This window comes from Limnothrix sp. CMB-01, from assembly GCF_055193175.1.
This window is the reverse complement of record NZ_CM143720.1, coordinates 2,958,610-2,979,566: the sequence shown is the minus strand read 5'-3', so window position 1 is coordinate 2,979,566 and position 20,957 is coordinate 2,958,610. Positions and strand designations below refer to the sequence as shown.

Below are 20,957 nucleotides of genomic sequence, written 5' to 3'. Positions count from 1 at the left end.
GTGGGTGAATCAACGGCTAATTCACGGCTAATTCATGGGGGCTGATCGACAAATCGACAATGGATCGACAATAGGATGAGTCGATCTTTAGGCATGGATGATGCGTTCTCGAGATCTGAGTCCTTCAAAGCCACTCAGCCAAAATCACTCAGATCCGTTGTGCCCATCCATCCATTCAGATCCCGCGTTTCTACCGTTTTTCTGGCGAAGAGTCCCCCATGAAAGTTGCAATCACTGGAGCAACCGGTTTCGTTGGCCGTGCCTTGGTGCAGCGGTTGAATCAGCAAGGGGATTCCCTGGTGCTTTTCAGTCGCGATCGGGCAAGGGCGGAGCGCTGTTTCCCCCGATCGGCCTTTCCCAACCTGTCGATTGTGGGCTATGAACCCACGGCCGCTGGCGATTGGCAACAGGCGATCGCGGGGTGCGATGGGGTGGTGAACCTGGCCGGTGCGCCGATCGCGGAAGGCCGCTGGACTACGGCCCGCAAGCAGGAAATTTTGGACAGTCGCCAACTGGGAACCCGGCGAATTGTGGAGGCGATCGCGGCGGCCAATCCCAAACCCACCGTTTTGGTGAATTCCTCCGCGATCGGGTTTTATGGCCCCAGCGAAACGGCCACCTTCACCGAGGCCAGCTCGGCCGGCCAGGGCTTTTTGGCCCAGGTTTGCCAAGCTTGGGAAGCGGAAGCCCAGGCTGTCACGGCCCAGCAAGCCCGGTTGGTGATTTTGCGCACGGGCATTGTGCTGGGAGATGGGGGTGCGCTGGGCAAAATGCTGCCGGTGTTTCGGGCCTTTGCGGGCGGCCCCTTGGGCACGGGTCAACAGTGGTTTTCCTGGATTCACTTGATAGATGTGGTGAATCTGATTGAGCGATCGCTCAAGGATCCCAGCTTCAGTGGGGTTTATAACGCCACCGCTCCCAAACCGGTGCGGATGGGGGAACTGTGCCAGGTGCTGGGCAGTTTGCTGAATCGCCCCTCTTGGTTACCGGTGCCTGCCTTTGCGCTGGATCTATTGCTGGGGGAAGCGGCTCAGGTGGTGTTGGAAGGTCAATGTGTGCTGCCCGATCGGGCCCAACAGGCGGGCTTCCAATTTGACTATGGGGATTTGTCGGCGGCCTTGCGTGAGATCGTCTAGGGCTTGTCGGGGCCGGGGGAGCCAAAACGGTGGATCCCCCCGCTGCCCGGTGGCTCCTGTTCCTTGCTGGCTCAGAGTCTCCGGCATTTAGACTTCTGGCTTTTTCAACCTTGTTTCCGGTTTTGGTTGCAGCCCTATTGCCAGCCCTATTGTCAGCATTAATATCTGTGGCATCCGTCATCTCGCCCGCCCCCCTCTGCCATGTCTCCTCGCACGCTGGATCTGAGCGATCGCCTCTATGACTATTTGTTGGCCGTGTCCCTGCGGGAAGCGCCAATTTTGCAGGAACTGCGGCAGGTAACCGCTCGCCACCCCGCCGCCCAAATGCAAATTGCGCCGGAACAGGGCCAGTTCATGGCTCTGTTGGTGCAACTGATTGGGGCTGAGCGGGCGATCGAGGTGGGAACCTTCACGGGCTACAGCACCCTTTCAGTCGCCTTGGCCATGCCCGATCGGGGGCGGATTGTGGCCTGCGATGTGAGCGCCAACGACACCGCGATCGCCCAGGAATTCTGGCAACGGGCCGGCGTTGCCCACAAAATCGATCTGCGAATTGCGCCGGCCCTCGAGACGCTCGATCAATTGCTGGCGGACGGTCAGGCAGATTGCTTCGATTTCGCCTTCATTGACGCGGACAAAAAAAATTACCCCAATTATCTCGATCGCTGCCTGGCCCTAGTGCGACCCGGTGGCCTGATCGCCATTGACAATGTGCTGTGGGCCGGGCGCGTGGTCGATCCCACCAACCAGGAAAACAACACGGAAGCGATTCGCGAATTCAACGCTCGGTTGCACCAAGACCCTCGGGTGGATCTAAGCCTCGTCCCGATCGGGGATGGGATGACCCTCGCTCGCCGCCGTCCCTGCCCAAATCTGGCAAGCTAGACATGGGCCGCCCCTTGGAGGGGTTAATCAACAGCCCAACTCGATAGATCCTGTCCATTGCTTCATGACCGCTTGGTTGCCTTTGCCATGACCCTGCCCCTATCCCTCCCGATCGCCCTTGGCCTGTTCGTTGGTTTGCCCCTTTTGGGTCTGGCGTTGTATTTGTGGTCTCCTCGGAAGTACCAGTCCGCCAACTCCGTCGCCAACGCCTATGACGAGTGGACCACAGACGGCATTTTGGAATTCTATTGGGGTGAGCATATCCATTTGGGTCACTATGGCTCTCCCCCGCGCCGCAAGGACTTTTTGGCGGCCAAAGCGGATTTTGTCCATGAAATGGTGCGTTGGGGCCAGCTCGATCGCCTGCCAGCCGGCACAACCCTGCTGGATGTGGGCTGTGGCATTGGCGGCAGCAGTCGCATTCTGGCCAAGGACTATGGTTTCCAGGTCACAGGCATTACGATCAGTCCCCAGCAGGTGGCCCGGGCCCAATCCTTGACCCCGCCGGATGTGACCGCACAATTCGCGGTGGATGATGCCATGGCCCTGTCGTTCCCCGATGCCAGCTTTGATGTGGTTTGGTCGATCGAAGCGGGGCCCCACATGCCCGACAAGGCCGTTTTCGCCAAGGAACTGCTGCGAGTGCTCAAGCCCGGCGGAATTCTGGTGGTGGCTGACTGGAACCAGCGGGACGATCGACAAGTGCCCCTCAACGGCTGGGAGCGCCCCGTCATGAAACAACTGCTGGAGCAATGGGCCCACCCGGCCTTCGCCAGCATTGAAGGCTTTGCCGAAGACCTGGCCGCCACGGGTCTCACGGATGGCGATGTGATGACGGCTGATTGGACTCCTGAAACCTTGCCCTCTTGGCTTGACTCCATCTGGCAAGGGGTAGCCAGACCCGCCGGTCTGATCAAGTTTGGTGTTCCGGGCCTGGTGAAGTCTTTGCGGGAAGTGCCCACCTTGCTGCTGATGCGTTTGGCCTTTGGGGCCGGGCTTTGTCGGTTCGGCATGTTCCGAGCAGTGCGGGCGGCGGCTCCGGTTTTGGCTCAACCGGCCACGACTACCACCGCTCGTTAAGGCAAAAGGCTTGCTCAAGTTGATCGCCCAAGTTGATCGCCCCAATCGATCGCCCAAGTTGATCGCCCCAATCGATCGCCCAAGTTGATCGCCCCAATCGATCGCCCAATCTGACGTTCCTCGCAAGTCATGCTTTTTCCCAATCCTGTGCCGAGTCCCGCCGGGTGGCAACTGTTTCGCTGGCTGTTTGATCCGCTAACTTTTCTGGATCAATGCACCGATCGATGGGGGTCAACGTTTTCCCTGGGACTGGTCACCGGGTTGCGCATGACCCTTGTGGCGGATCCAGAGGCGATCGCGGATGTGTTTTCCCTGGATCCCAACCACATCGAAAGCGGTTCCATGAATTATCTGCTGGAGCCGCTGGTGGGTCTCAATTCCCTGCTGTTGTTGGATGGTAATCCCCACCGTCGCCATCGCAAGTTGCTGTTGCCGCCGTTCCATGGCGAACGCATGACAACCTATGGGCGGTTGATTTGTGACTTAACCCGCCAACAGGCGGCGGATTGGGGATCACAAAAGGTCATTGCTGGGCGCAAGGTAACCCAAGTCATTACGCTGAAAACCATCCTGAAAGCGGTGTTTGGGCTGGTGGATGGCGATCGCTATGGCCAAATCCAAGTTTTGGCAGCCAAAATTCTAGACCTGCTGGGATCGCCCTTCACCTCTAGCCTGTTGTTTTTGCCGTCCTTGCAGCGGGATTGGGGGCCATGGAGTCCTTGGGGCTATTTTCTGAAGTTGCGGAATCAGCTTGATGTCTTGCTCTATGGGGAAATTGCCGATCGCCGTGCTGAGCAAGTCCAAGCTCAACAGAACGCTGCTCAACCGAACCCAGACACCAATCGGGGGCCGAGCGATCGCACCGATATTTTGAGCTTGTTGTTGGCGGCTCGCGATGAAGCGGGCCAGCCCATGAGCGACGAGGAAATTCGCGACGAATTAATGACCCTGCTGCTGGCCGGCCATGAAACCACCGCCACGTCCTTGGCTTGGGCCCTGTGGTGGGTGACGCAGTTTCCGGCCATGGGCGATCAAATCCGGGCGGAAATTGCCGAACTGGGGCCGGATCCGGAACCGATGGCGATCGCCAAACTGCCCTACCTGAACGCTTTTTGCCAGGAAACCTTGCGCCTGTATCCCGTGGCCCTGATTGGCAGTCCGCGCCGCTTGCTGAAGCCCACAACGATCGGGCGCTATGACTATCCCGCCGGGGCCATTGTCTCGCCCAACATTTACAGCGCTCATCGTCGGCCGGATTTGTATCCCAACCCAACCCAGTTCCAACCCGAACGATTTTTGGAGCGATCGTTCAGCAATTCGGAATTTTTGACCTTTGGCGGCGGCAGCCGAAGCTGCATTGGCATGGCCTTTGCCCAGTTTGAAATGAAGCTGGTGTTGGCAACGCTGCTGATGGACTGGTCGGTGGCCTATGCCGGGGTGTTGCCTCCCCGCCCGGCCCGCCGAGGGGTGACCGTGGGGCCTGATGGGCCGCTGCGATTGCGGATGACCCGGCGCGATCGGGTGGCTCCTGCCCCAGTGCCCAAGCCCCAAACGGTGGCCTAGGGCTGATCGATCGGGCGGTGAATGATGGGGCCGCGATCAAGTCGGCCCAAGCAAACCGGCCCAAGCCAGCCAGGCCGTGCCATAGGCCGCCTCCGTCTGCTTTGCCGATCGCACGGGGCAACCCAAATGGCGCGATCGAATGGCCGTCCATACATCATTTTTTGCCCCACCACCGGCCGTCTGCACCGATTGCAGCGGGCTGGCTCCCAATTGCTGAAGTAACTGATAGCCTTGGGCCTCAATCCGGGCTAGGCCTTCCAAAATGCCTTGCAAAAAGGCGGCGGGATCCGCCGGTCGGGGCGTGAGGCGCGGTGGCAAATGGGGATCACAAATGGGGAAGCGATCGCCCGGTTCCAGCAGGGGGTAATAGTCGAAGGGGCTGGGCTGCTGGGGATCAATTTGGGCAGTGAGCCGTTGTAACTCTTGGTCAGAAAAAAAGTGCCGCAACACCCGGCCGCCGGCATTGGAAGCCCCACCCACCAACCAGCGATCGACCAAGGGGGGACTAGCGGTCGTGTTGCCACTCCCAGGGGCCAAGGGGGCCATAGCCAAACGGGCCATTAACGATCGCCCCAGAAAGTGGCTATAGACCCCATGGGCGCGATCGGCCACGGGCTGCTCGCTCAGTAATTTAATCGCTAGGGTAGACCCCAAGGACGTGACCGCCTGGCCGGGTTCCTGGACTCCGCTGGCCAAAAATGCCGCAATGCTATCGGTAGTGCCGGTGCAAATTTGGCAATTGATCGGGAAATCCCAGCGATCAGCCCACAGGGGCAAAATGGTTCCGACCGCCTGGCCCGGTTGTGCAATCTTGGGCAGCGATGGCCCAATATCCAAACGGCGCAACCATTGGGGATAGGTTTGGCGGATGGGGTCGCCCCCCAACTTCAGTGCGTTGTGATAGTCCGTGATGCCAAATTGACCGTGCAGTTGGGCCCCGAGCCAATCCGCTTGATGGAGCAATTGGGGCGGATCCACCGTGGGCCACTGACCGCCATATTCTGTGGCTCGCCACCATAGCAACTTGGCTAGGCTGGAGGTGGCGCTGTGGGTGACGTGATCTGCCGGGGCGATCGCGGCAATTTGGGGCAAAACGGATTGGCCCCGATCGTCATCGTAAACAAGAGGAGCGGTCAGGGGATGACCCTGGCGATCGCACAGCAGCACGGTTCCCGAAGTGCCATTGATGGCGATCGCCCCCGTTTGTTGCCGCACCGATCGGGGCAAATCCGCCAGCAGAGCCGTCAATTGCGCCAGCCAATCGGCTGCACTCCCCGATTCCGTCCCCGATGTGCGCACCTGTGCCTGGGCCACTACGGCTCCCTGTCGATCGACCACCATGGCTCGGGCCCCGGAGGTTCCAAAGTCAATGCCCATGGCCAACTGATTAGCCCATTGTTGATCGCGGCCCCAATCCATACTCGTGGCTCCTAGTGGGTTAATCAACGGTTAACTGCTAGTGCGTTAAGTTGAAGCTTGATTGCTGCCTTTGCCCGATTTTGCCCCTATGCCCCAGCCGATCGCGACTTCTGCCACCTCGCCCCAGGAATTGGTGAAAACCCAGCACGACTTTTTTAAATTGGGCTACACCCGTGATGTGGATTATCGGCTGCGGCGGCTTCAGGATCTGCGCCGGGCCATTGAAGAACAACAGGATCAGCTCCTGCGGGCCTTGCAGGTGGATTTGGGCAAACCTCCCTTTGAAGCGGTGCTGGCGGAGTTGGAATTTTGCCTGCTGGAAATTGACCACGCCCTCAAACATCTGCGGAGTTGGACTAAGCCCCGATCGGTCGGGTTGCCCGTCACCCTCTGGCCCGGTCGAGCCAAGGTGCAGCGGGAGCCGTTGGGTGTGGTGTTGATTATGGGGGCCTGGAATTATCCGGTGCAGTTGACCTTGGGGCCGCTGGTGGGGGCGATCGCGGCGGGCAACTGCGCAGTGATTAAGCCCTCAGAGGTTGCCCCCCAAAGCTCCCGGGCGATCGCGGATTTAATTCGCCGGGCCTTTGACCCGATGTATGTGGCGGTGGCGGAAGGGGGAATTCAGGTCAGCCAAGCCCTGTTGGAAGAACCCTTCGACCATATTTTCTATACGGGTGGCCCCACGGTGGCCAAGGTGGTGATGGCCTACGCAGCCCAGCGACTCACACCGGTCACCCTGGAGCTGGGGGGCAAAAATCCTTGCATTCTCGATCGCTCGGCCGACTTCCCGATCGCGGCCCGGCGAATTGTGTGGGGCAAGTTTTTCAACGCAGGACAAAGCTGCTTGGCTCCTGACTATGTGTTGGTGCCGCGCGATCGGGAAGCGGAGTTTCTGGCGCTGGCCCAAGCGGCCATTACCGACTTTTTTGGCCCCACCCCCAGCCTCAGCCCGGATTTTGCCCGGATTGCCAATGACTATCACCTAGAACGGTTGTTGCGGCTGATTCCCGGCTCGGGCCAGGTGGTGATCGGCGGAGATGCGGATCCGAGGCAACGCTACTTGGCCCCAACCCTGTTGGCGGCGGTGCAGTGGAGCGATCCCGTGATGCAAGAGGAGATTTTTGGGCCCATTTTGCCGGTGTTGGCCTATGACCACCTGGACGGGGCGATCGCCCAAATCAACGCCCGGCCCCATCCCTTGGCTTGCTATGTGTTTGCCAACGATCGCACCATTAGCCGGGCGATCGGCCGGGAAACCACCTCGGGATCCCTTTGTGTGAATGATCTGTTGGTGCAAGCCACCGTGCCCGATTTGCCCTTCGGCGGCGTGGGAGCCAGCGGCATGGGCCGCTATCACGGCCGGGCTGGGTTTGAGCTATTTTCCTATCAGCGCAGCCACCTGTGGCGATCGGCCAAGCCGGAATTTCCAATGCGCTATCCGCCCTACGACGACAACAAATTATCCTGGCTGTCGCGATTGCGGTCTTAACCGTTCCTTAAGCCCAAAGAAACCCTAGGGGACGATCGTGATCGTGATCACCCCCTGTAGAATAGGAGGCTGCAAGTTAGCCCAACCCGCTCCTAAATCACCCAATCGCAGATCCTCAGTGATTTGTCGCGATTTTGGCTGGCAACTTTGGGCCAACCCCTCGCTTCGTCAACCCGCAGCGAACTAGACCTTTCCTATCTGCCAACCGCACACTCGCCCCATGCCGAAGGTACTTGTCTCCGACCCGATCGACAAAGCCGGCCTCGACATTCTGTCGCAAGTGGCCCAAGTCGATGTCCGCACCGGCCTGCCCGAAGATGAGCTGGTGCAAATCATCGGTGAATATGACGCGCTCATGATTCGATCGGGTACCCGCGTCACTGCCCGTGTGATCGAAGCCGGCCAAAGCCTGAAAATTGTTGGCCGCGCTGGGGTCGGAGTCGATAACGTGGATGTGCCCGCCGCCACCCGCCAAGGGGTTGTGGTTGTGAACTCGCCGGAAGGCAACACGATCGCCGCCGCCGAGCACGCCCTGGCCATGATGCTGTCCATGTCGCGCTACATTCCCGCTGCCAACGAATCCACCAAGGCCGGCAACTGGGATCGCAAGAACTTCACGGGCGTGGAAGTTTACAAAAAGACGCTCGGGGTTTTGGGCTTGGGCAAAATTGGCTCCCATGTGGCCTCCTGTGCCAAGGCCATGGGCATGAAGCTGCTGGCCTATGACCCCTTCATTTCCAAGGAACGCGCCGAGCAGTTGGGTTGTCGCTTGGTGGATTTGGACTTGCTGTTCCGTGAGTCGGACTTCATCACCCTGCACATGCCGAAAACGCCGGAAACGGCCAACCTGATTAATGCTGAAGCGCTGGCGAAGATGAAGCCCACGGTGCGGATCGTTAACTGCGCCCGGGGCGGCATCATCGATGAGCAAGCGCTCTACGAAGCCCTGAAGGAAAATCGGATTGGCGGCGCGGCCCTTGATGTGTTTTTGGATGAGCCGTTGGGAGATTCGCCCCTCAAGGGCTTGGGCAAGGAAGTGGTGCTGACTCCGCACTTGGGTGCTTCCACCGAAGAGGCCCAGGTGAACGTGGCGATCGACGTGGCGGAGCAAATCCGCGATGTGCTGTTGGGGCTGCCAGCGCGATCGGCCGTGAACATTCCGGGTCTTTATCCCGATGTGATGGAGCAACTGCGGCCCTACCTGAAGTTGGCGGAAACCCTGGGCACTTTGGTGAGCCAACTGGCTGGCGGTCGGGTGGAATCCCTGACGGTGCGCCTGCAAGGGGAATTGGCAGAAAAAGACAGCAAACCCATCACGATCGCAGCCCTGAAAGGTTTGTTGTCCCAGGCTTTGCGGGAGCGGGTGAACTACGTCAACGCCAGCATTGAAGCCAAGGAGCGGGGCATCCGGGTGATTGAAACCCGCGATTCTTCCGTTCGGGACTACACCGGCTCGCTGCACCTGTCGGCGGTGGGTTCGTTGGGCGAGCACTCGGCCACGGCCACTCTGCTGAGTGACGGGGAAATTCACATCACCGGAATTGATGATTTCCCGATTAACGTCACCCCCACCCGCTACATGCTGCTGACCAAGCACCGGGATATGCCGGGGATCATTGGGAAAATTGGTTCGCTGCTGGGGAGCTTCAATGTGAACATCGCCAGTATGCAGGTGGGCCGCAAGATTGTGCGTGGCGATGCGGTGATGGTGCTGAGCATTGATGATCTGCTGCCCGATGGCCTGCTCGAAGAGATTGTGAAGGTTCCGGGTATCCGCGATGCCTTCACGGTGGTGCTTTAGCGATCGCTCAGATTAGGGTTCAGATTAGGGTTGGGAAACCCAACCCCTACGGCGGTGGCAATGACGACGGATCCTAGGGCCTGTCGTCATTTCCTGAGATCAGACAACAACAGTTGATTTTTCATGCCCCAATCGTCGTAACAAGGGGCTTAAGCCCCTTGTCCCCCACGATCTGACAACGGTGGAAGCAGGGTTTCAGGCGATTTGACGACACGCCCTAGGCTTCTTTGCTGAAAAACTATCCGGAGCTAATGACTGGAGGGCTGAAAACCACTCCATGTAGATGCACCCCGATTGAAGCCTCGATTGCTGGCTGGCCCAGCTCGAGGTTTTTTCTTGCGCAAAAATCGGCTGATCACAAAAATCGGCTGATAAGTAGATCGATGGGCTAACCCATGAGTCAGCCTATGAGCAAAATTAATGGTCACTCCCTGACAAAAAAACTAGGCGATCGGGCCTGACCCTGCTACCATACGGCCTAAGTTTTGTTACAAAGACAACAGTTTGCTGGTCGCATCTTTATTGATGCTGCTCACCGAGTCTGGCTGAGTCTAGCTGGATAAAACCTAAAAGGGGTCGGCAATTGGTCGGAGCAACGGCAAAACCGGATAACCGATTAAGCGCGATCCGTAACGTTGGCAAGCTGTCCTATACCCATTTGGCTTCGATCACCTGATCGATCCCAATCATTTCACTGTGGTATGAGCCTCAAGCCGGAACCACTACCGAAGGGAGTTTCACGCTCAAGGCTTTTACGCTTTCGTGCATTGGTCTAAGATTCCCTTCAGTTTGAAGCTCAACCAGTTCAACCACGTTAACGACCAGCAAACCTGAAACCGGGAGGCAAACGTGCTGCGTTTGGAACGCATCCAAAAAATTTACCCAACGGGCCAAGTCCTGCGGGATGTGAGCTGGGAGGTCAAGCCCGGCGATCGGGTTGGGTTAGTTGGTGTGAATGGGGCAGGTAAATCCACCCAACTCAAAATCATCATGGGTGAGATTGAGCCAACGGCCGGGCAAATTACTCGCCCGGCTGATTTGCGCATTGGTTATCTCAACCAAGAGTTTGATGTGGATCCTTGCCGCACGGTGCGCGAAGAACTGTTCTCGGCTTTCACGGAAGCTTGCGAGGTGCAGGATCAAATGCACCAGGTGCAAAACGAGATGGGCGCGGCGGATCCCGATCGCCTAGAAGCCTTGCTGCGCGATCTCGACCACCTACAACGCCGGTTTGAAGCCCTGGATGGCTATGGTCTAGAAGCCCGGGTCGATCGACTGTTGCCGGAGTTGGGGTTTGAGCCGGACGATGGCGATCGGCTGGTCAGCTCCTTCAGTGGCGGCTGGCAAATGCGGATCTGCTTGGGCAAGGTGATGCTGCAAGAGCCGGATCTGTTGCTGTTGGACGAGCCGACCAACCACTTGGATCTCGAGTCGATCGAGTGGTTAGAAGGCTACCTGAAGCAACTGGGCAAACCGCTGGTGCTAATTTCCCATGACCGAGAATTTCTCGATCGACTCTGCACCACAATTGTGGAAACCGAGCGCGGTGTGTCCACCACCTACTTGGGTAACTATTCCCAATACCTGGCCCAAAAAGAAGAAAATCGCAGCGCCCTCCAGGCGGCCTACGATCGCCAGCAAAAGGAACTAGACAAGCAACAGGCCTTTGTCGATCGGTTCCGGGCCAGCGCCACCCGCAGCACCCAAGCCAAGAGCCGCGAAAAACAACTGGAAAAAGTGGAGCGCCTCGAAGCTCCCGTGGCCGATGTGCGCACCCTGCGATTTCGGTTTCCGCCCGCCCCGCGCAGCGGTCGCGAGGTGGTCAAAATTGAAGACCTGACCCACGCTTGGGCCGATAAGATCCTGTTCCTGGGTGCGAACTTGACCGTGGAACGGGGCGATCGAATCGCCTTCCTTGGGCCCAATGGTTGCGGTAAATCCACCCTGTTGCGCATGATCATGGGTCGGGAAGCCCCCACCGAGGGAACCGCCCAAATTGGTCAACACAACGTGATCCCCGGGTATTTTGAGCAAAACCAAGCCGAAGCCCTGGATTTACACAAAACCGTCATTGACACCCTGCGGGACGAAGCCCCAGACTGGAAAGAGGAAGAGGTGCGCAGCCTCTTGGGCCGTTTCCTGTTCAGTGGCGAAGCGGTTCTCAAGAAAGTTGAATCCTTGAGTGGGGGCGAAAAGGCGCGTTTAGCCCTCGCCAAAATGCTCGTTCAGCCCGTTAATCTGCTGATTTTGGACGAGCCAACCAACCACTTGGACATTCCTGCAAAAGAAACCCTCGAATCAGCCCTGACGCAATTCGATGGCACTGCCTTGATCGTGTCGCACGATCGATACTTTATTTCGCAAGTTGCCAACAAAATTGTGGAAGTTCGTGAAGGCGAACTGCGCGTTTATCAGGGCAACTATCGCTACTATCTCGACAAGATTGCCGAGGAACAAGAGCAAGCAAAGTTGGCAGCCATTGCCCAAGAGAAGGCGGACAAAGCGGCCGCCAAGCGCGAGAAAGAGCGCGAAAAGCAACGGGCCAAGCAGGACGCGAAAAAAGCAAACACCGGTTTGTAAATACCTTGTAACGTCTGGGATGCGCCACAAACCATCCCAGGCTTATAGGTTAAATCTCGGTGCTATTATGGCGGGAAAATTAAGCAAATATGAAGAGCAATCAGAGTATGGTGGAGTCAACTGTCTCCCCTGTCGTGCTGATCATTCTTGACGGCTGGGGCTACCGCGAAGATCGCAACGGTAATGCGATTGCCGAAGCGAAAACCCCGATCGTTGATAGCCTTTGGGCAGCCTATCCCCACACACTGATCCGCACATCAGGTAAGGCGGTTGGCCTGCCCGAGGGGCAAATGGGTAACTCCGAAGTGGGCCACCTGAACATTGGTGCGGGTCGGATTGTGCCCCAAGAGTTGGTTCGCATTTCCGATGCCGTTGAAGACGATTCAATTTTGAGCAATCCTGCCCTGGTCGCCACCTGTCAGCAGGTTAAAGCCAGTGGCGGCAAGCTCCATCTGATTGGCCTTTGTTCCGATGGGGGTGTGCATTCTCATTTGGATCATGTGGCCGGGTTGCTGAAACTGGCAACGCAACAGGGAATCACGGAAGTCTGTATTCACGCCATCACCGATGGTCGCGACACCCAGCCCAACAGTGGCATTGAGTTTCTGACTCGACTGCAAGGGCTGATTGATGACGCGGGGGTGGGTCAAATCACGACGGTTTCCGGGCGCTACTACGCGATGGATCGCGATCGCCGCTGGGATCGGGTGCAAAAGGCCTACCAGGTGATGGCCACGGAGGGTGAAGTGGATGGGCGATCGCCCGTGCAGATCCTTCAGGACTCCTACGCGGAAAAGGTTTTTGATGAGTTCATTCTGCCGGTGCGGGTGGCTCCGGGGGCCGTGGCAGCCCAAGACGGCGTAATTTTCTTCAATTTCCGTCCCGATCGGGCGCGGCAGCTCACCCAAGCATTCATGGATCCTCAGTTTGATGGGTTTGAGCGCGAACTGGTGCAACCGATCCATTTCGTCACCTTCACCCAATATGATCCCGAGCTACCCGTGGCCGTGGCCTTCGCGCCGCAGGATCTGAAAAACATTTTGGGTGAGGTGTTGGCGAATCATCGCCTCCGCCAGTTTCGAGCCGCCGAAACGGAAAAATATGCCCATGTCACCTACTTCTTCAATGGTGGTTTGGAAGATCCCTTTGAAGGGGAAGATCGGGTGCTGATCCCGAGTCCGATGGTGCCAACTTACGATCGCGCGCCGGCCATGTCTGCGGACGCAGTGACCGATGCGGTGGTTTCCGCCATCCAAAAGGAGGTCTACTCCTTGGTGGTGGTGAACTATGCCAATCCGGACATGGTGGGCCACACCGGACAGATGGAAGCGGCCATTCAGGCCATTGAAACGGTCGATCGCTGTTTGGGCCGGGTGTTAACGGCGGTTTCCAAGGTGGGCGGCACGGTGCTGATCACCGCTGACCACGGGAATGCGGAATACATGTTCGATGAGGCGGGTAATCCCTGGACGGCCCACACCACTAACCGTGTCCCATTCATCGTGGTGGAAGGGGAGCGCCGCAAGGTAGTCGGCCATGGCTGCGATGTTCAGTTGCGGGATGATGGTTGCTTGGCGGATATTGCGCCGACGATTCTGCAATTGCTGAATTTGCCCCAGCCCTCTGAAATGACGGGCAAGTCGATCGTGGCTCCGGCGGCCTATGAAGCCAAGTTGAATCGCACGCCGGTCACGGTAGGCGTTTAGACCAACGGGGGCCGCTGGGGGTCTCCATCCGGCCGTAAAATGTTGATTCCGCTATTGCTGGGTACAATCCTGCATTTCCTATGTTGACCACGATTTTGGAAATAATCTGGGCCCTGTCTGCCCTCGGTTTGGTGGTGTTTGTGCTGTTGCACAGCCCCAAGGGTGACGGTCTCGGCGGCATTGGCGGCCAAGCTCAACTGTTTTCGAGCACCAAGAGCGCGGAAGCCACGCTAAATCGCATTACCTGGACGCTGGCTTTGGTGTTCATGGGTTTGGCGGTGGTGCTGAGTGCCGGCTGGCTGAAGGGTTAGGGGCGATCGCCCAATGGGTGGGGTGTCCCGCAACCGACAACGATGGCAGAGCGCGATGGTCTATGGGGCGATCGCGCTCTGCTGTGTTTTGAGCGGTTGGGTCTGGAGTGGTCTGGGAATTTGGGGGCTAGCCGATCGAGGGGGGGATTCGCTCGCCCAAGCAACGGAACCGCCGCCGGCCCTGCTCTCCCAATTGCCGCCGCCCCAGGTATACCCGTTGCCAACCCGTTTGCAACAGTGGCGCGATCGCCCTGCGGCCCAATCAAGACTTGTTCCGCCGCGTAACGGGGCCGGGGATGACTTCGACCCAGATTCCTCTAGTCCAGATTACTTCGACCAAATTGAACCCTCGATCGTGGGTCACCTGATCTGGTCGCAGTTTCCGATCACCGTTGCCCTTGCCCCCACACCGCCCCGCGCGGCAGCTTGGCGCAAGGCCGTGACCCAGGCGATCGCCGATTGGCAACCCTATCTATCGCTGCAACTGCTGGACGCTGGGGATTCAACCCCGGCCGACATCACCATCGCCCTGGGCAATCCCACCCTGCGCAATGCGGCCGGTTTGCCCCGAGCCGCCAACGCCCGCACCACCTATGAGTTCTATTGGGATCTACGGGGCGATCGCCCCCGACTGGCCCACCGATTTACGATGCTGTTGCGGGGCGATCGTGCGTTTGCTCAACTGTTGGGCACGGCTCGCCATGAGTTGGGCCATGCCCTGGGACTTTGGGGCCACAGTCCTAATCCCCAAGACGCGCTTTATGCCGCCGCCGTGGCCAATCCGCCCCCCATTTCCGATCGGGATCTGAATACCCTAGTAAAAATCTATGAGCAACCCACCCGCCTCGGTTGGCCATTAAACTAGGGCGATCGCCAGTCAAAATGCGCTCAGTCCTGCTTAGAATCCCATCTCTTCTGAATGGTGTTAAACCCTTCTGGCTATGTGGAACCTCATTGGCTTATTGATGATTTCCAATATTTTTATGACCTTTGCTTGGTATGGTCATTTAAAAGATTTGAAGACTGCACCCCTGTGGATTGCAATTGTCGTAAGTTGGCTGATCGCTTTTCTAGAATATTGTTTTCAAGTACCTGCCAATCGCCTGGGCACGCAATACTTTAATCTACCGCAACTCAAGGTTTTGCAGGAAGTTATTACGATGGTGGTGTTCGCTGGATTTAGCGTTTGGTATATGAAAGTTCCCGTGACACGCAATTACTTTCTAGCTGCTATGTTGCTGGCGGGTGCTGCTTATTTGATTTTTAGTGATCAAACCAAATCTTAAGCAAACAAAATCTTAAAATCGTCGCCACCGAAACTTAACCGTTCAAATTTAGCCCATCCCAGTCGCCTAAATCATCATGCCTAATCGCCTTGCTAGTAGCCAGAGTTTATATCTACAAAAACACGCGAATAATCCCATTGACTGGTGGCCTTGGTGTGAGGAAGCCCTTGCCCAAGCGAAACAGGAAAATAAACCGATTTTTTTGTCCATTGGCTATTCCAGTTGCCATTGGTGCACGGTGATGGAGGGTGAAGCCTTTTCAGATCCGGCGATCGCGGATTACCTGAATGCGAATTTCTTGCCCATTAAGGTCGATCGGGAAGAGCGCCCCGACATCGACAGCATCTATATGCAAGCGCTGCAAATGATGATTACCCAAGGGGGCTGGCCGCTGAATATTTGGCTGGATCCCTACGACTTAGTGCCGTTTTATGGGGGAACCTATTTTCCGGTGGAGCCGCGCTATGGCCGGCCAGGATTTTTGCAATTGTTGCAAGCGTTGCGCGATCACTACGACCAACAGCCGGAGCAAGTGGCCCAAATTAAGGGGCAAATTCTGGCGGCCCTGCAACCAACGGTGGATTTGGCGACGGGGGCCAATTTGTTCGATCGCACCCTGGTTGAGCAAGGTTGGCAGGAAAATGCAGCGGTTTTGGCCGAAGGGCGATCGAGCAATCGGTTTCCAATGATTCCCTATGCGGATTTTGTGTTGCGGGGCTATCGGGTCACCAGTCCCGAGCCTTGGAGCGACCAGATTCCAGAAGCCCTGCGCCCCAGTTTGCAACGGGGGGTGGCCCTGGCCCTGGGCGGCATCAACGACCATGTGGGCGGCGGCTTTCATCGCTACACCGTTGATCCCACCTGGACTGTGCCCCATTTTGAAAAAATGCTCTACGACAATGGGCAAATCGTGGAGTTTTTGGCGAATCTGTGGAGTGCGGGGGCCCAAGATCCCTCCCTGCGATCGGGAATTTTTGGAGCGATCGACTGGCTCCGCCGTGAAATGACCAATCCCGATGGCGGCTTCTATGCGGCCCAAGATGCCGACAGCTTCACCGATCCCGCAGCGGCGGAACCGGAAGAAGGTGCATTTTACGTTTGGGGCTGGGATGAGCTGGAATCCCTGCTGGAACCAGAAGCCCTCTCGGCATTGGTGGAACAGTTCACGGTTTCAGTGCCGGGCAACTTTGAAGGTGTGAATGTGTTGCAGCGGCGATCGGGCGGAACCTTGCCGGATGGGGTGACAGAGGCGCTCGATCGCCTGTTCACGGTGCGTTACGGCCAGCCCCGCGCCCAGTTGGCCCAATTTCCACCCGCCCGCAACGCCACCGAGGCGAAAACCGTCGCTTGGCCCGGTCGCATTCCCGCTGTCACCGACACCAAAGCGATCGCCGCTTGGAATGGTTTGATGATTGCCGGGTTGGCCCGGGTGGCCGCCGTGTTTCAGGACTTGCCCGCCTACCAGTTAGCTGCCGGAGCGGCCCGCTTTTTGCAAACTCATCACGGTGCGGGCGATCGCTTCTATCGGCTGAACTACGACGGACGACCGGCGATCAGGGTCCAAGCAGAAGACTACGCCGAAGTGATCCGCAGCCTGCTGGAACTGCACCAGGCCGCAACAGCCCTGATCGCCACGGGGCAAATTACTCCCTCAGAGGCGGATCAGTGGCTGGCCTTGGCGACCCAACTTCAGGCGGAATTTGATCAGCACCTGTGGGATGCCGATCATGGCGGATATTTCAACGCGGACGATCGCCCGGATTTAATCATTCGCGAGCGGAGCATCATCGACAACGCCACCCCCGCCGCCAACGGCACAGCCCTGGGCAACTTGGTGCGCCTGGCCCTGCTCACGGAAAATTTGACCTATCTCGATCGCGCTGAACAGGGCTTCCGCAGTTTCCATCGTTTCTTAGACGAGCACCCCCGCGCTTGTCCCAGTTTGCTGGCAGCCTTGGATCAGTTCCAGCGGCCCGTGCTGGTGCGGGCCAAGGCGGAAACCCTGACCCTCTTGGCCCAGCAATATTTGCCCACTACGGTTTTGCGGCTGGATCAGCAATTACCGCAAGGGGCGATCGCCCTGGTTTGCAAAGGGCTAACCTGCCTGCCTGCCGCCACGGATCAAGCTCAACTCTGGTCTTTGCTGAAGCAATGCCAGGGGTAGGCTCGCAGTGGCTAGTTCCAGCTCGCCACGCTAGGAACGGTTATCAATTCACCCAAAACCCTGGTTCCACTGTGGTGAGATCGCGGGGGACAAGGGGCTTAAGCCCCTTGTTACGGCGCTTAGAAGATGGAAGATCAACCGTTTTCGCTGGATTCCAGGCAGTGACGACAGATCCTAGCGTTCATGTTTGCGATCGAACCAGCCCTAGCGATTCAGGTATTTCATCGCCAAGCCCATCAAATCCGACATATCAATATCCCCATCCCCGTCGCTATCCAAATAGCCACTAAGGAGCGAATTGCCTTGCTCGTTGGACTTTAAAAAGTTCAGCATCAGGGGCACTGCCATCGGCAAAATCGGTTCGATCGACCCGGCGGGCAGCCCTGTGCGGGCCTCAATTTCCCCCAGCATTTGTTCCACTTGGGGTTGATTCAAAAACGCCTCGATCGCCGCCGCATTGGGTTCCGTGCCGCCCAATTGATCAACCAACGCTTGGGTTTGGTCAAAACCATTGGCCGCCTGGTTAGCCTGCAAGCCCTCTTTCAAATATTTCGCCACAATTCCCATCACCGCTTGGGTGTTCGCCAAGTCCAATCCCCCTTGGCTACTGATGGCTTGGAAGGTTTGCAACATGGCTCCCAAGTCCCCTGAACCACCGGCCAGGGCAGGATTTCTCAGCAGCGAAGACAACATATCCAACATGGTCGAATCCTCAAGTTTTCCAATCAAGATCGCAAGCAGGCGTTAATTCCCAGGTTTTAATTCCCAGGTTTTAATTCCCAGGTTTTAATTCCCAGGTTTTAATTTCCAGGCTTTGATTGCCATCAACAGCCGTTGGTTAACCCCGTCGCGACAAAAACAAACAAGGGCAAGGTCTGTGGAATCCTTGCCCCTGCTGTTGATTTTATGCGCGCTTTTGCAATGACTCCAGACGGCGCTTCGCCACATCATTTTTGGGATCGGCCGCCAAGGCTGCTTCATAGGCTTCCAAGGCTTGCTTCACCAGTTGTTTTTTCTCGTAGGCAAATCCCAAGTTATTCCAGGCGGTCACGTAGCCGCCGTTGAGTTTGACGGCTTCTTTGTATTGCCGAATGGCCAAATCAAACTGCTCTTGGGCCACGTAGGCAAATCCCAAAGCGTTGTAAACAATGGCCAAGTTATCGGTGGATTCTTCTTCACCTTTCTTGAGCGATCGCTGGAATTGCTCGATCGCCTGGCCATACATTTTTTTATCCATATAAATACTGCCCAGTTCATAAAACGCCTGAGCACCTGCTTCCCCACTGCTGGCGGCTTTTTGCAAGCGGCTGAGGGTATTTTCTAGGCGACGAGTTTTGAACACCTGACGCAGTACAAAAAAGGCCACGATCGACAGCAGCCCCACCAAAATTGAAATATAGACAATACCAACTGAGCCTTCCATAGGGATTAAAGCAAGAGGATTGAAAGGGGGACTCGTTAATTAAAAAAATTGAAATTGCTAGGGCTTTTCGTTGACCAGCAGCTACATCAATAGCACCACATCAATAGCATCGCATCAATAGCAAAGGGCGCGATCGCCCGCGCCCTCACTATCCAGAAGGATCGATGTTGCTATCACGCCTGAGCACCACTGGCCATCGCCATCATTTTGCTGAACGAAGTGCTGAATTAAGCTGCACCCATCGGCTGGATTGATTCGCAAAATCAAGCGATCGCACCCTTAGCCCGCAGCTTTTGCCTTGGCAGCTTCGGCCACCTTGCCAAACACTTCAGGATCCAGAACAGCCAACTGGGCCAGCATTTTCCGGTTCAACAGAATATCAGCCTTCTTCAGGTTGCCCACCAATTGGCTATAGCTCGTGCCATTGATCCGAGCAGCAGCGTTGATCCGTGCAATCCACAGGCGACGGAAATCGCGCTTGCGGCGACGGCGATCGCGATAGGCGCTCCGCAGGGCCTTCATTACCTGCTGGTTAGCGGTGCGGAACAGACGCGAGTGGGAACCACGGAAGCCCTTGGCGAGCTTCAGAATCTTTTTGCGGCGTTTGCGAGCAACATTGCCGCGCTTAACACGTGCCATAGGGGTTGACTTTGCTTGAAACTAAAGCAATACAGAAAAAACAGAGGAAAGCGGGGAAGCGCCGATCGAGATAGCGGCAACTAGCATTGACAGGTTCCCCGGGCAAAAGCTGCGAGGATTTTGTCCTTAGAGATAAGGCAACATGAGTTGCACGTTGTCTGCATCGCGCTCGTGCACCAGAGCCGCACCGGCCAAACGACGCTTACGAACAGCGCTCTTCTTTTCTAGAAGGTGGCTACGCAGGGCGCTCCGGCGGGCAAATTTACCGCTACCGGTCTTGCGAAAGCGCTTGGCGGCAGCTTTGCGAGTTTTGAGTTTAGGCATGGACTTACCTCGGGGTTGGGCGCTTGGTTGGCGCGATTTCAAATCCTATCACTGCTAGCCCCATTGCGTAAATGATCGACCTATGCGGTCAAGGGGGCGCTGGGGGCAATGAAGCCTCTGAGGTCGATCGCGCTAATTGGTTGAAGGGTAACAGGGCCTAGGGTTCGTCGCTGGCCATGTCATCGTCGTCATCCAGCTCGTAGCCCGTTTCTTCGCCCACGAGCATATCGGCGATTTCTTCGTCGCGCTCGTTGTACTCAAAGTCCCGTTCATCGCGATCGCGCAGCCGACCTGATGATTCCAGCCAGTCCAAGATCGAAGCGTTGGTTTGGGCCGGGATCACGCCCGCACGAGCACGGCGCGGTTCTTCACGCAAAGCAGGAGTGTTCATCAATAGTTTAGGGATAGGTTGCTAGCGATATGGTGGATAGGGGCTTGTGCCTGTTGGGCTGGAAGCGGATCCTAGTGTTTCCACAAGAGGCCTCCCCTGTCAAGTGTGCCACGATCGCTCCGCCGCGTCCTACTGGATTGTTGAATTCATCATGCTGGGAAAATCAGATTTGCTTGCGGCCCTGGTGGGTCAAAACTTGGGTTTAAAAACCACGACCTCGGACAAGGCGGCTATTTTGGCGCTGATCACGCGGCTGGAGGAACGCAACCCAACCCCCAGCCCGATCGAGCAGCCGGCCAAGCTCGCGGGCGATTGGCAACTGCTTTACACCACCAGTCGAGAACTATTGGGTATTAATCGCCCCCCGATCGCCAATTTGGGCGCGATTTATCAATGCATTCGCCCCGATCGACAAACGATCTATAACTTGGCGGAACTCAACAACAACTTCCCTTGGCTGGAGGGCTATGTGGCGGTGGCAGCCCGGTTCGAGGCTTTGTCGGCGGTGCGGGTGGCGGTGCGTTTTCAGCGAATTGTGGTGGGTTCCCAGCGGTTAGCGAACTATCGCCAAATTACCGATTGGGTCGATCGGGCTGAACAGGGGGATCAGTTTCGAGCACTGAATTTCACCTTGAACCCCGCCCAGCAACAGGGCTGGTTAGACGTGACCTATTTGGATGATGATTTGCGAATTGGTCGGGGCAATGAAGGAAGCGTGTTTGTGCTGCGGCGAGTCTAGGTTTTTGCCCCAAGGGTTAAG

At 57.1% G+C, this 20,957-nt stretch carries 19 protein-coding genes; 13 read left to right on the top strand and 6 right to left on the bottom strand.

Annotated elements, in window-relative coordinates:
- The first annotated feature begins 218 nt into the window (after positions 1-218).
- The 4 genes from thyD to ACZA91_RS12435 all read left to right on the top strand — a co-directional run bounded on the left by thyD (position 219) and on the right by ACZA91_RS12435 (position 4,664).
- Positions 219-1,136 (top strand): thylakoid membrane protein ThyD, encoded by a 918-nt coding sequence (gene thyD, locus ACZA91_RS12450; protein WP_463182476.1) that lies wholly within the window; start codon positions 219-221, stop codon positions 1,134-1,136.
- A 201-nt stretch (positions 1,137-1,337) separates the two neighbouring features.
- Positions 1,338-2,021, top strand: coding sequence for a class I SAM-dependent methyltransferase (locus ACZA91_RS12445; RefSeq protein ID WP_463182475.1), 684 nt, complete (start codon positions 1,338-1,340; stop codon positions 2,019-2,021).
- Positions 2,022-2,108: 87 nt separating this feature from the next.
- Positions 2,109-3,101 (top strand): methyltransferase domain-containing protein, encoded by a 993-nt coding sequence (locus ACZA91_RS12440; RefSeq protein ID WP_463182474.1) that lies wholly within the window; start codon positions 2,109-2,111, stop codon positions 3,099-3,101.
- A 129-nt stretch (positions 3,102-3,230) separates the two neighbouring features.
- Positions 3,231-4,664, top strand: a complete 1,434-nt coding sequence (locus tag ACZA91_RS12435; protein ID WP_463182473.1) for a cytochrome P450 — start codon at positions 3,231-3,233, stop codon at positions 4,662-4,664.
- 36 nt (positions 4,665-4,700) lie between these two features.
- On the opposite strand, the gene ACZA91_RS12430 is transcribed toward ACZA91_RS12435, so the two are convergent.
- On the bottom strand, positions 4,701-6,083 hold the full coding sequence (locus tag ACZA91_RS12430) for an FGGY-family carbohydrate kinase (RefSeq protein WP_463182472.1): 1,383 nt from the start codon (positions 6,081-6,083) through the stop codon (positions 4,701-4,703).
- Positions 6,084-6,171: 88 nt separating this feature from the next.
- On the opposite strand from ACZA91_RS12430, the gene ACZA91_RS12425 reads away from it, so the two are divergent.
- From ACZA91_RS12425 to ACZA91_RS12390, 8 genes are all read left to right on the top strand, one after another.
- A complete protein-coding gene (locus ACZA91_RS12425) occupies positions 6,172-7,572 on the top strand; it encodes an aldehyde dehydrogenase family protein (protein ID WP_463182471.1) in 1,401 nt (466 codons plus the stop codon).
- Positions 7,573-7,792: 220 nt separating this feature from the next.
- Positions 7,793-9,373, top strand: a complete 1,581-nt coding sequence (serA, locus tag ACZA91_RS12420; protein WP_099534988.1) for a phosphoglycerate dehydrogenase — start codon at positions 7,793-7,795, stop codon at positions 9,371-9,373.
- Positions 9,374-10,222: 849 nt separating this feature from the next.
- Positions 10,223-11,953 (top strand): ABC transporter ATP-binding protein, encoded by a 1,731-nt coding sequence (locus tag ACZA91_RS12415; RefSeq protein ID WP_463182470.1) that lies wholly within the window; start codon positions 10,223-10,225, stop codon positions 11,951-11,953.
- Positions 11,954-12,060: 107 nt separating this feature from the next.
- Entirely contained in the window at positions 12,061-13,659 is a 1,599-nt protein-coding gene (gene gpmI / locus ACZA91_RS12410; protein ID WP_099534986.1) for a 2,3-bisphosphoglycerate-independent phosphoglycerate mutase, read from the top strand.
- An 80-nt stretch (positions 13,660-13,739) separates the two neighbouring features.
- Positions 13,740-13,970, top strand: a complete 231-nt coding sequence (gene secG, locus ACZA91_RS12405) for a preprotein translocase subunit SecG (protein WP_099534985.1) — start codon at positions 13,740-13,742, stop codon at positions 13,968-13,970.
- Between the two features lie 13 nt (positions 13,971-13,983).
- Positions 13,984-14,835, top strand: a complete 852-nt coding sequence (locus tag ACZA91_RS12400) for a matrixin family metalloprotease (RefSeq protein ID WP_463182469.1) — start codon at positions 13,984-13,986, stop codon at positions 14,833-14,835.
- Positions 14,836-14,911: 76 nt separating this feature from the next.
- A complete protein-coding gene (locus ACZA91_RS12395) occupies positions 14,912-15,256 on the top strand; it encodes a DMT family protein (protein ID WP_393015107.1) in 345 nt (114 codons plus the stop codon).
- A gap of 76 nt (positions 15,257-15,332) precedes the next feature.
- Positions 15,333-17,420, top strand: a complete 2,088-nt coding sequence (locus ACZA91_RS12390) for a thioredoxin domain-containing protein (RefSeq protein WP_190532761.1) — start codon at positions 15,333-15,335, stop codon at positions 17,418-17,420.
- Between the two features lie 204 nt (positions 17,421-17,624).
- Here the strand turns inward: ACZA91_RS12390 and ACZA91_RS12385 are convergent, their stop codons facing one another.
- The 5 genes from ACZA91_RS12385 to ACZA91_RS12365 form a co-directional block, all read right to left on the bottom strand.
- The gene (locus ACZA91_RS12385) at positions 17,625-18,122 is read right to left on the bottom strand and encodes a hypothetical protein (RefSeq protein ID WP_190532758.1); all 498 of its coding nucleotides are present in this window, start codon (positions 18,120-18,122) and stop codon (positions 17,625-17,627) included.
- A 202-nt stretch (positions 18,123-18,324) separates the two neighbouring features.
- On the bottom strand, positions 18,325-18,843 hold the full coding sequence (locus ACZA91_RS12380; RefSeq protein ID WP_099534981.1) for a tetratricopeptide repeat protein: 519 nt from the start codon (positions 18,841-18,843) through the stop codon (positions 18,325-18,327).
- Positions 18,844-19,122: 279 nt separating this feature from the next.
- Positions 19,123-19,482, bottom strand: a complete 360-nt coding sequence (gene rplT, locus ACZA91_RS12375; RefSeq protein ID WP_099534980.1) for a 50S ribosomal protein L20 — start codon at positions 19,480-19,482, stop codon at positions 19,123-19,125.
- A 126-nt stretch (positions 19,483-19,608) separates the two neighbouring features.
- Positions 19,609-19,806 carry a 50S ribosomal protein L35 gene (gene rpmI, locus ACZA91_RS12370; protein WP_099534979.1) on the bottom strand — a complete coding sequence of 66 codons (198 nt, stop codon included), beginning with the start codon at positions 19,804-19,806 and terminating at the stop codon, positions 19,609-19,611.
- A 157-nt stretch (positions 19,807-19,963) separates the two neighbouring features.
- Complete coding sequence (locus ACZA91_RS12365; RefSeq protein WP_234407086.1) at positions 19,964-20,197, bottom strand: DUF3134 domain-containing protein; 234 nt, start codon at positions 20,195-20,197, stop codon at positions 19,964-19,966.
- A gap of 151 nt (positions 20,198-20,348) precedes the next feature.
- Here ACZA91_RS12365 and ACZA91_RS12360 point away from each other — a divergent pair, with 151 nt between their 5' ends.
- Positions 20,349-20,936 carry a PAP/fibrillin family protein gene (locus tag ACZA91_RS12360; RefSeq protein ID WP_463182468.1) on the top strand — a complete coding sequence of 196 codons (588 nt, stop codon included), beginning with the start codon at positions 20,349-20,351 and terminating at the stop codon, positions 20,934-20,936.
- Positions 20,937-20,957 lie beyond the last annotated feature (21 nt).

Coding starts and splice junctions, on each gene's coding strand:
- thyD (WP_463182476.1), top strand. CDS start 219: ATGAAAGTTGCAATCACTGGAGCAACCGGTTTCGTTGGCCGTGCCTTG.
- ACZA91_RS12445 (WP_463182475.1), top strand. CDS start 1,338: ATGTCTCCTCGCACGCTGGATCTGAGCGATCGCCTCTATGACTATTTG.
- ACZA91_RS12440 (WP_463182474.1), top strand. CDS start 2,109: ATGACCCTGCCCCTATCCCTCCCGATCGCCCTTGGCCTGTTCGTTGGT.
- ACZA91_RS12435 (WP_463182473.1), top strand. CDS start 3,231: ATGCTTTTTCCCAATCCTGTGCCGAGTCCCGCCGGGTGGCAACTGTTT.
- ACZA91_RS12430 (WP_463182472.1), bottom strand. CDS start 6,083: ATGGATTGGGGCCGCGATCAACAATGGGCTAATCAGTTGGCCATGGGC.
- ACZA91_RS12425 (WP_463182471.1), top strand. CDS start 6,172: ATGCCCCAGCCGATCGCGACTTCTGCCACCTCGCCCCAGGAATTGGTG.
- serA (WP_099534988.1), top strand. CDS start 7,793: ATGCCGAAGGTACTTGTCTCCGACCCGATCGACAAAGCCGGCCTCGAC.
- gpmI (WP_099534986.1), top strand. CDS start 12,061: ATGGTGGAGTCAACTGTCTCCCCTGTCGTGCTGATCATTCTTGACGGC.
- secG (WP_099534985.1), top strand. CDS start 13,740: ATGTTGACCACGATTTTGGAAATAATCTGGGCCCTGTCTGCCCTCGGT.
- ACZA91_RS12400 (WP_463182469.1), top strand. CDS start 13,984: ATGGGTGGGGTGTCCCGCAACCGACAACGATGGCAGAGCGCGATGGTC.
- ACZA91_RS12395 (WP_393015107.1), top strand. CDS start 14,912: ATGTGGAACCTCATTGGCTTATTGATGATTTCCAATATTTTTATGACC.
- ACZA91_RS12390 (WP_190532761.1), top strand. CDS start 15,333: ATGCCTAATCGCCTTGCTAGTAGCCAGAGTTTATATCTACAAAAACAC.
- ACZA91_RS12385 (WP_190532758.1), bottom strand. CDS start 18,122: ATGTTGGATATGTTGTCTTCGCTGCTGAGAAATCCTGCCCTGGCCGGT.
- ACZA91_RS12380 (WP_099534981.1), bottom strand. CDS start 18,843: ATGGAAGGCTCAGTTGGTATTGTCTATATTTCAATTTTGGTGGGGCTG.
- rplT (WP_099534980.1), bottom strand. CDS start 19,482: ATGGCACGTGTTAAGCGCGGCAATGTTGCTCGCAAACGCCGCAAAAAG.
- rpmI (WP_099534979.1), bottom strand. CDS start 19,806: ATGCCTAAACTCAAAACTCGCAAAGCTGCCGCCAAGCGCTTTCGCAAG.
- ACZA91_RS12365 (WP_234407086.1), bottom strand. CDS start 20,197: ATGAACACTCCTGCTTTGCGTGAAGAACCGCGCCGTGCTCGTGCGGGC.
- ACZA91_RS12360 (WP_463182468.1), top strand. CDS start 20,349: ATGCTGGGAAAATCAGATTTGCTTGCGGCCCTGGTGGGTCAAAACTTG.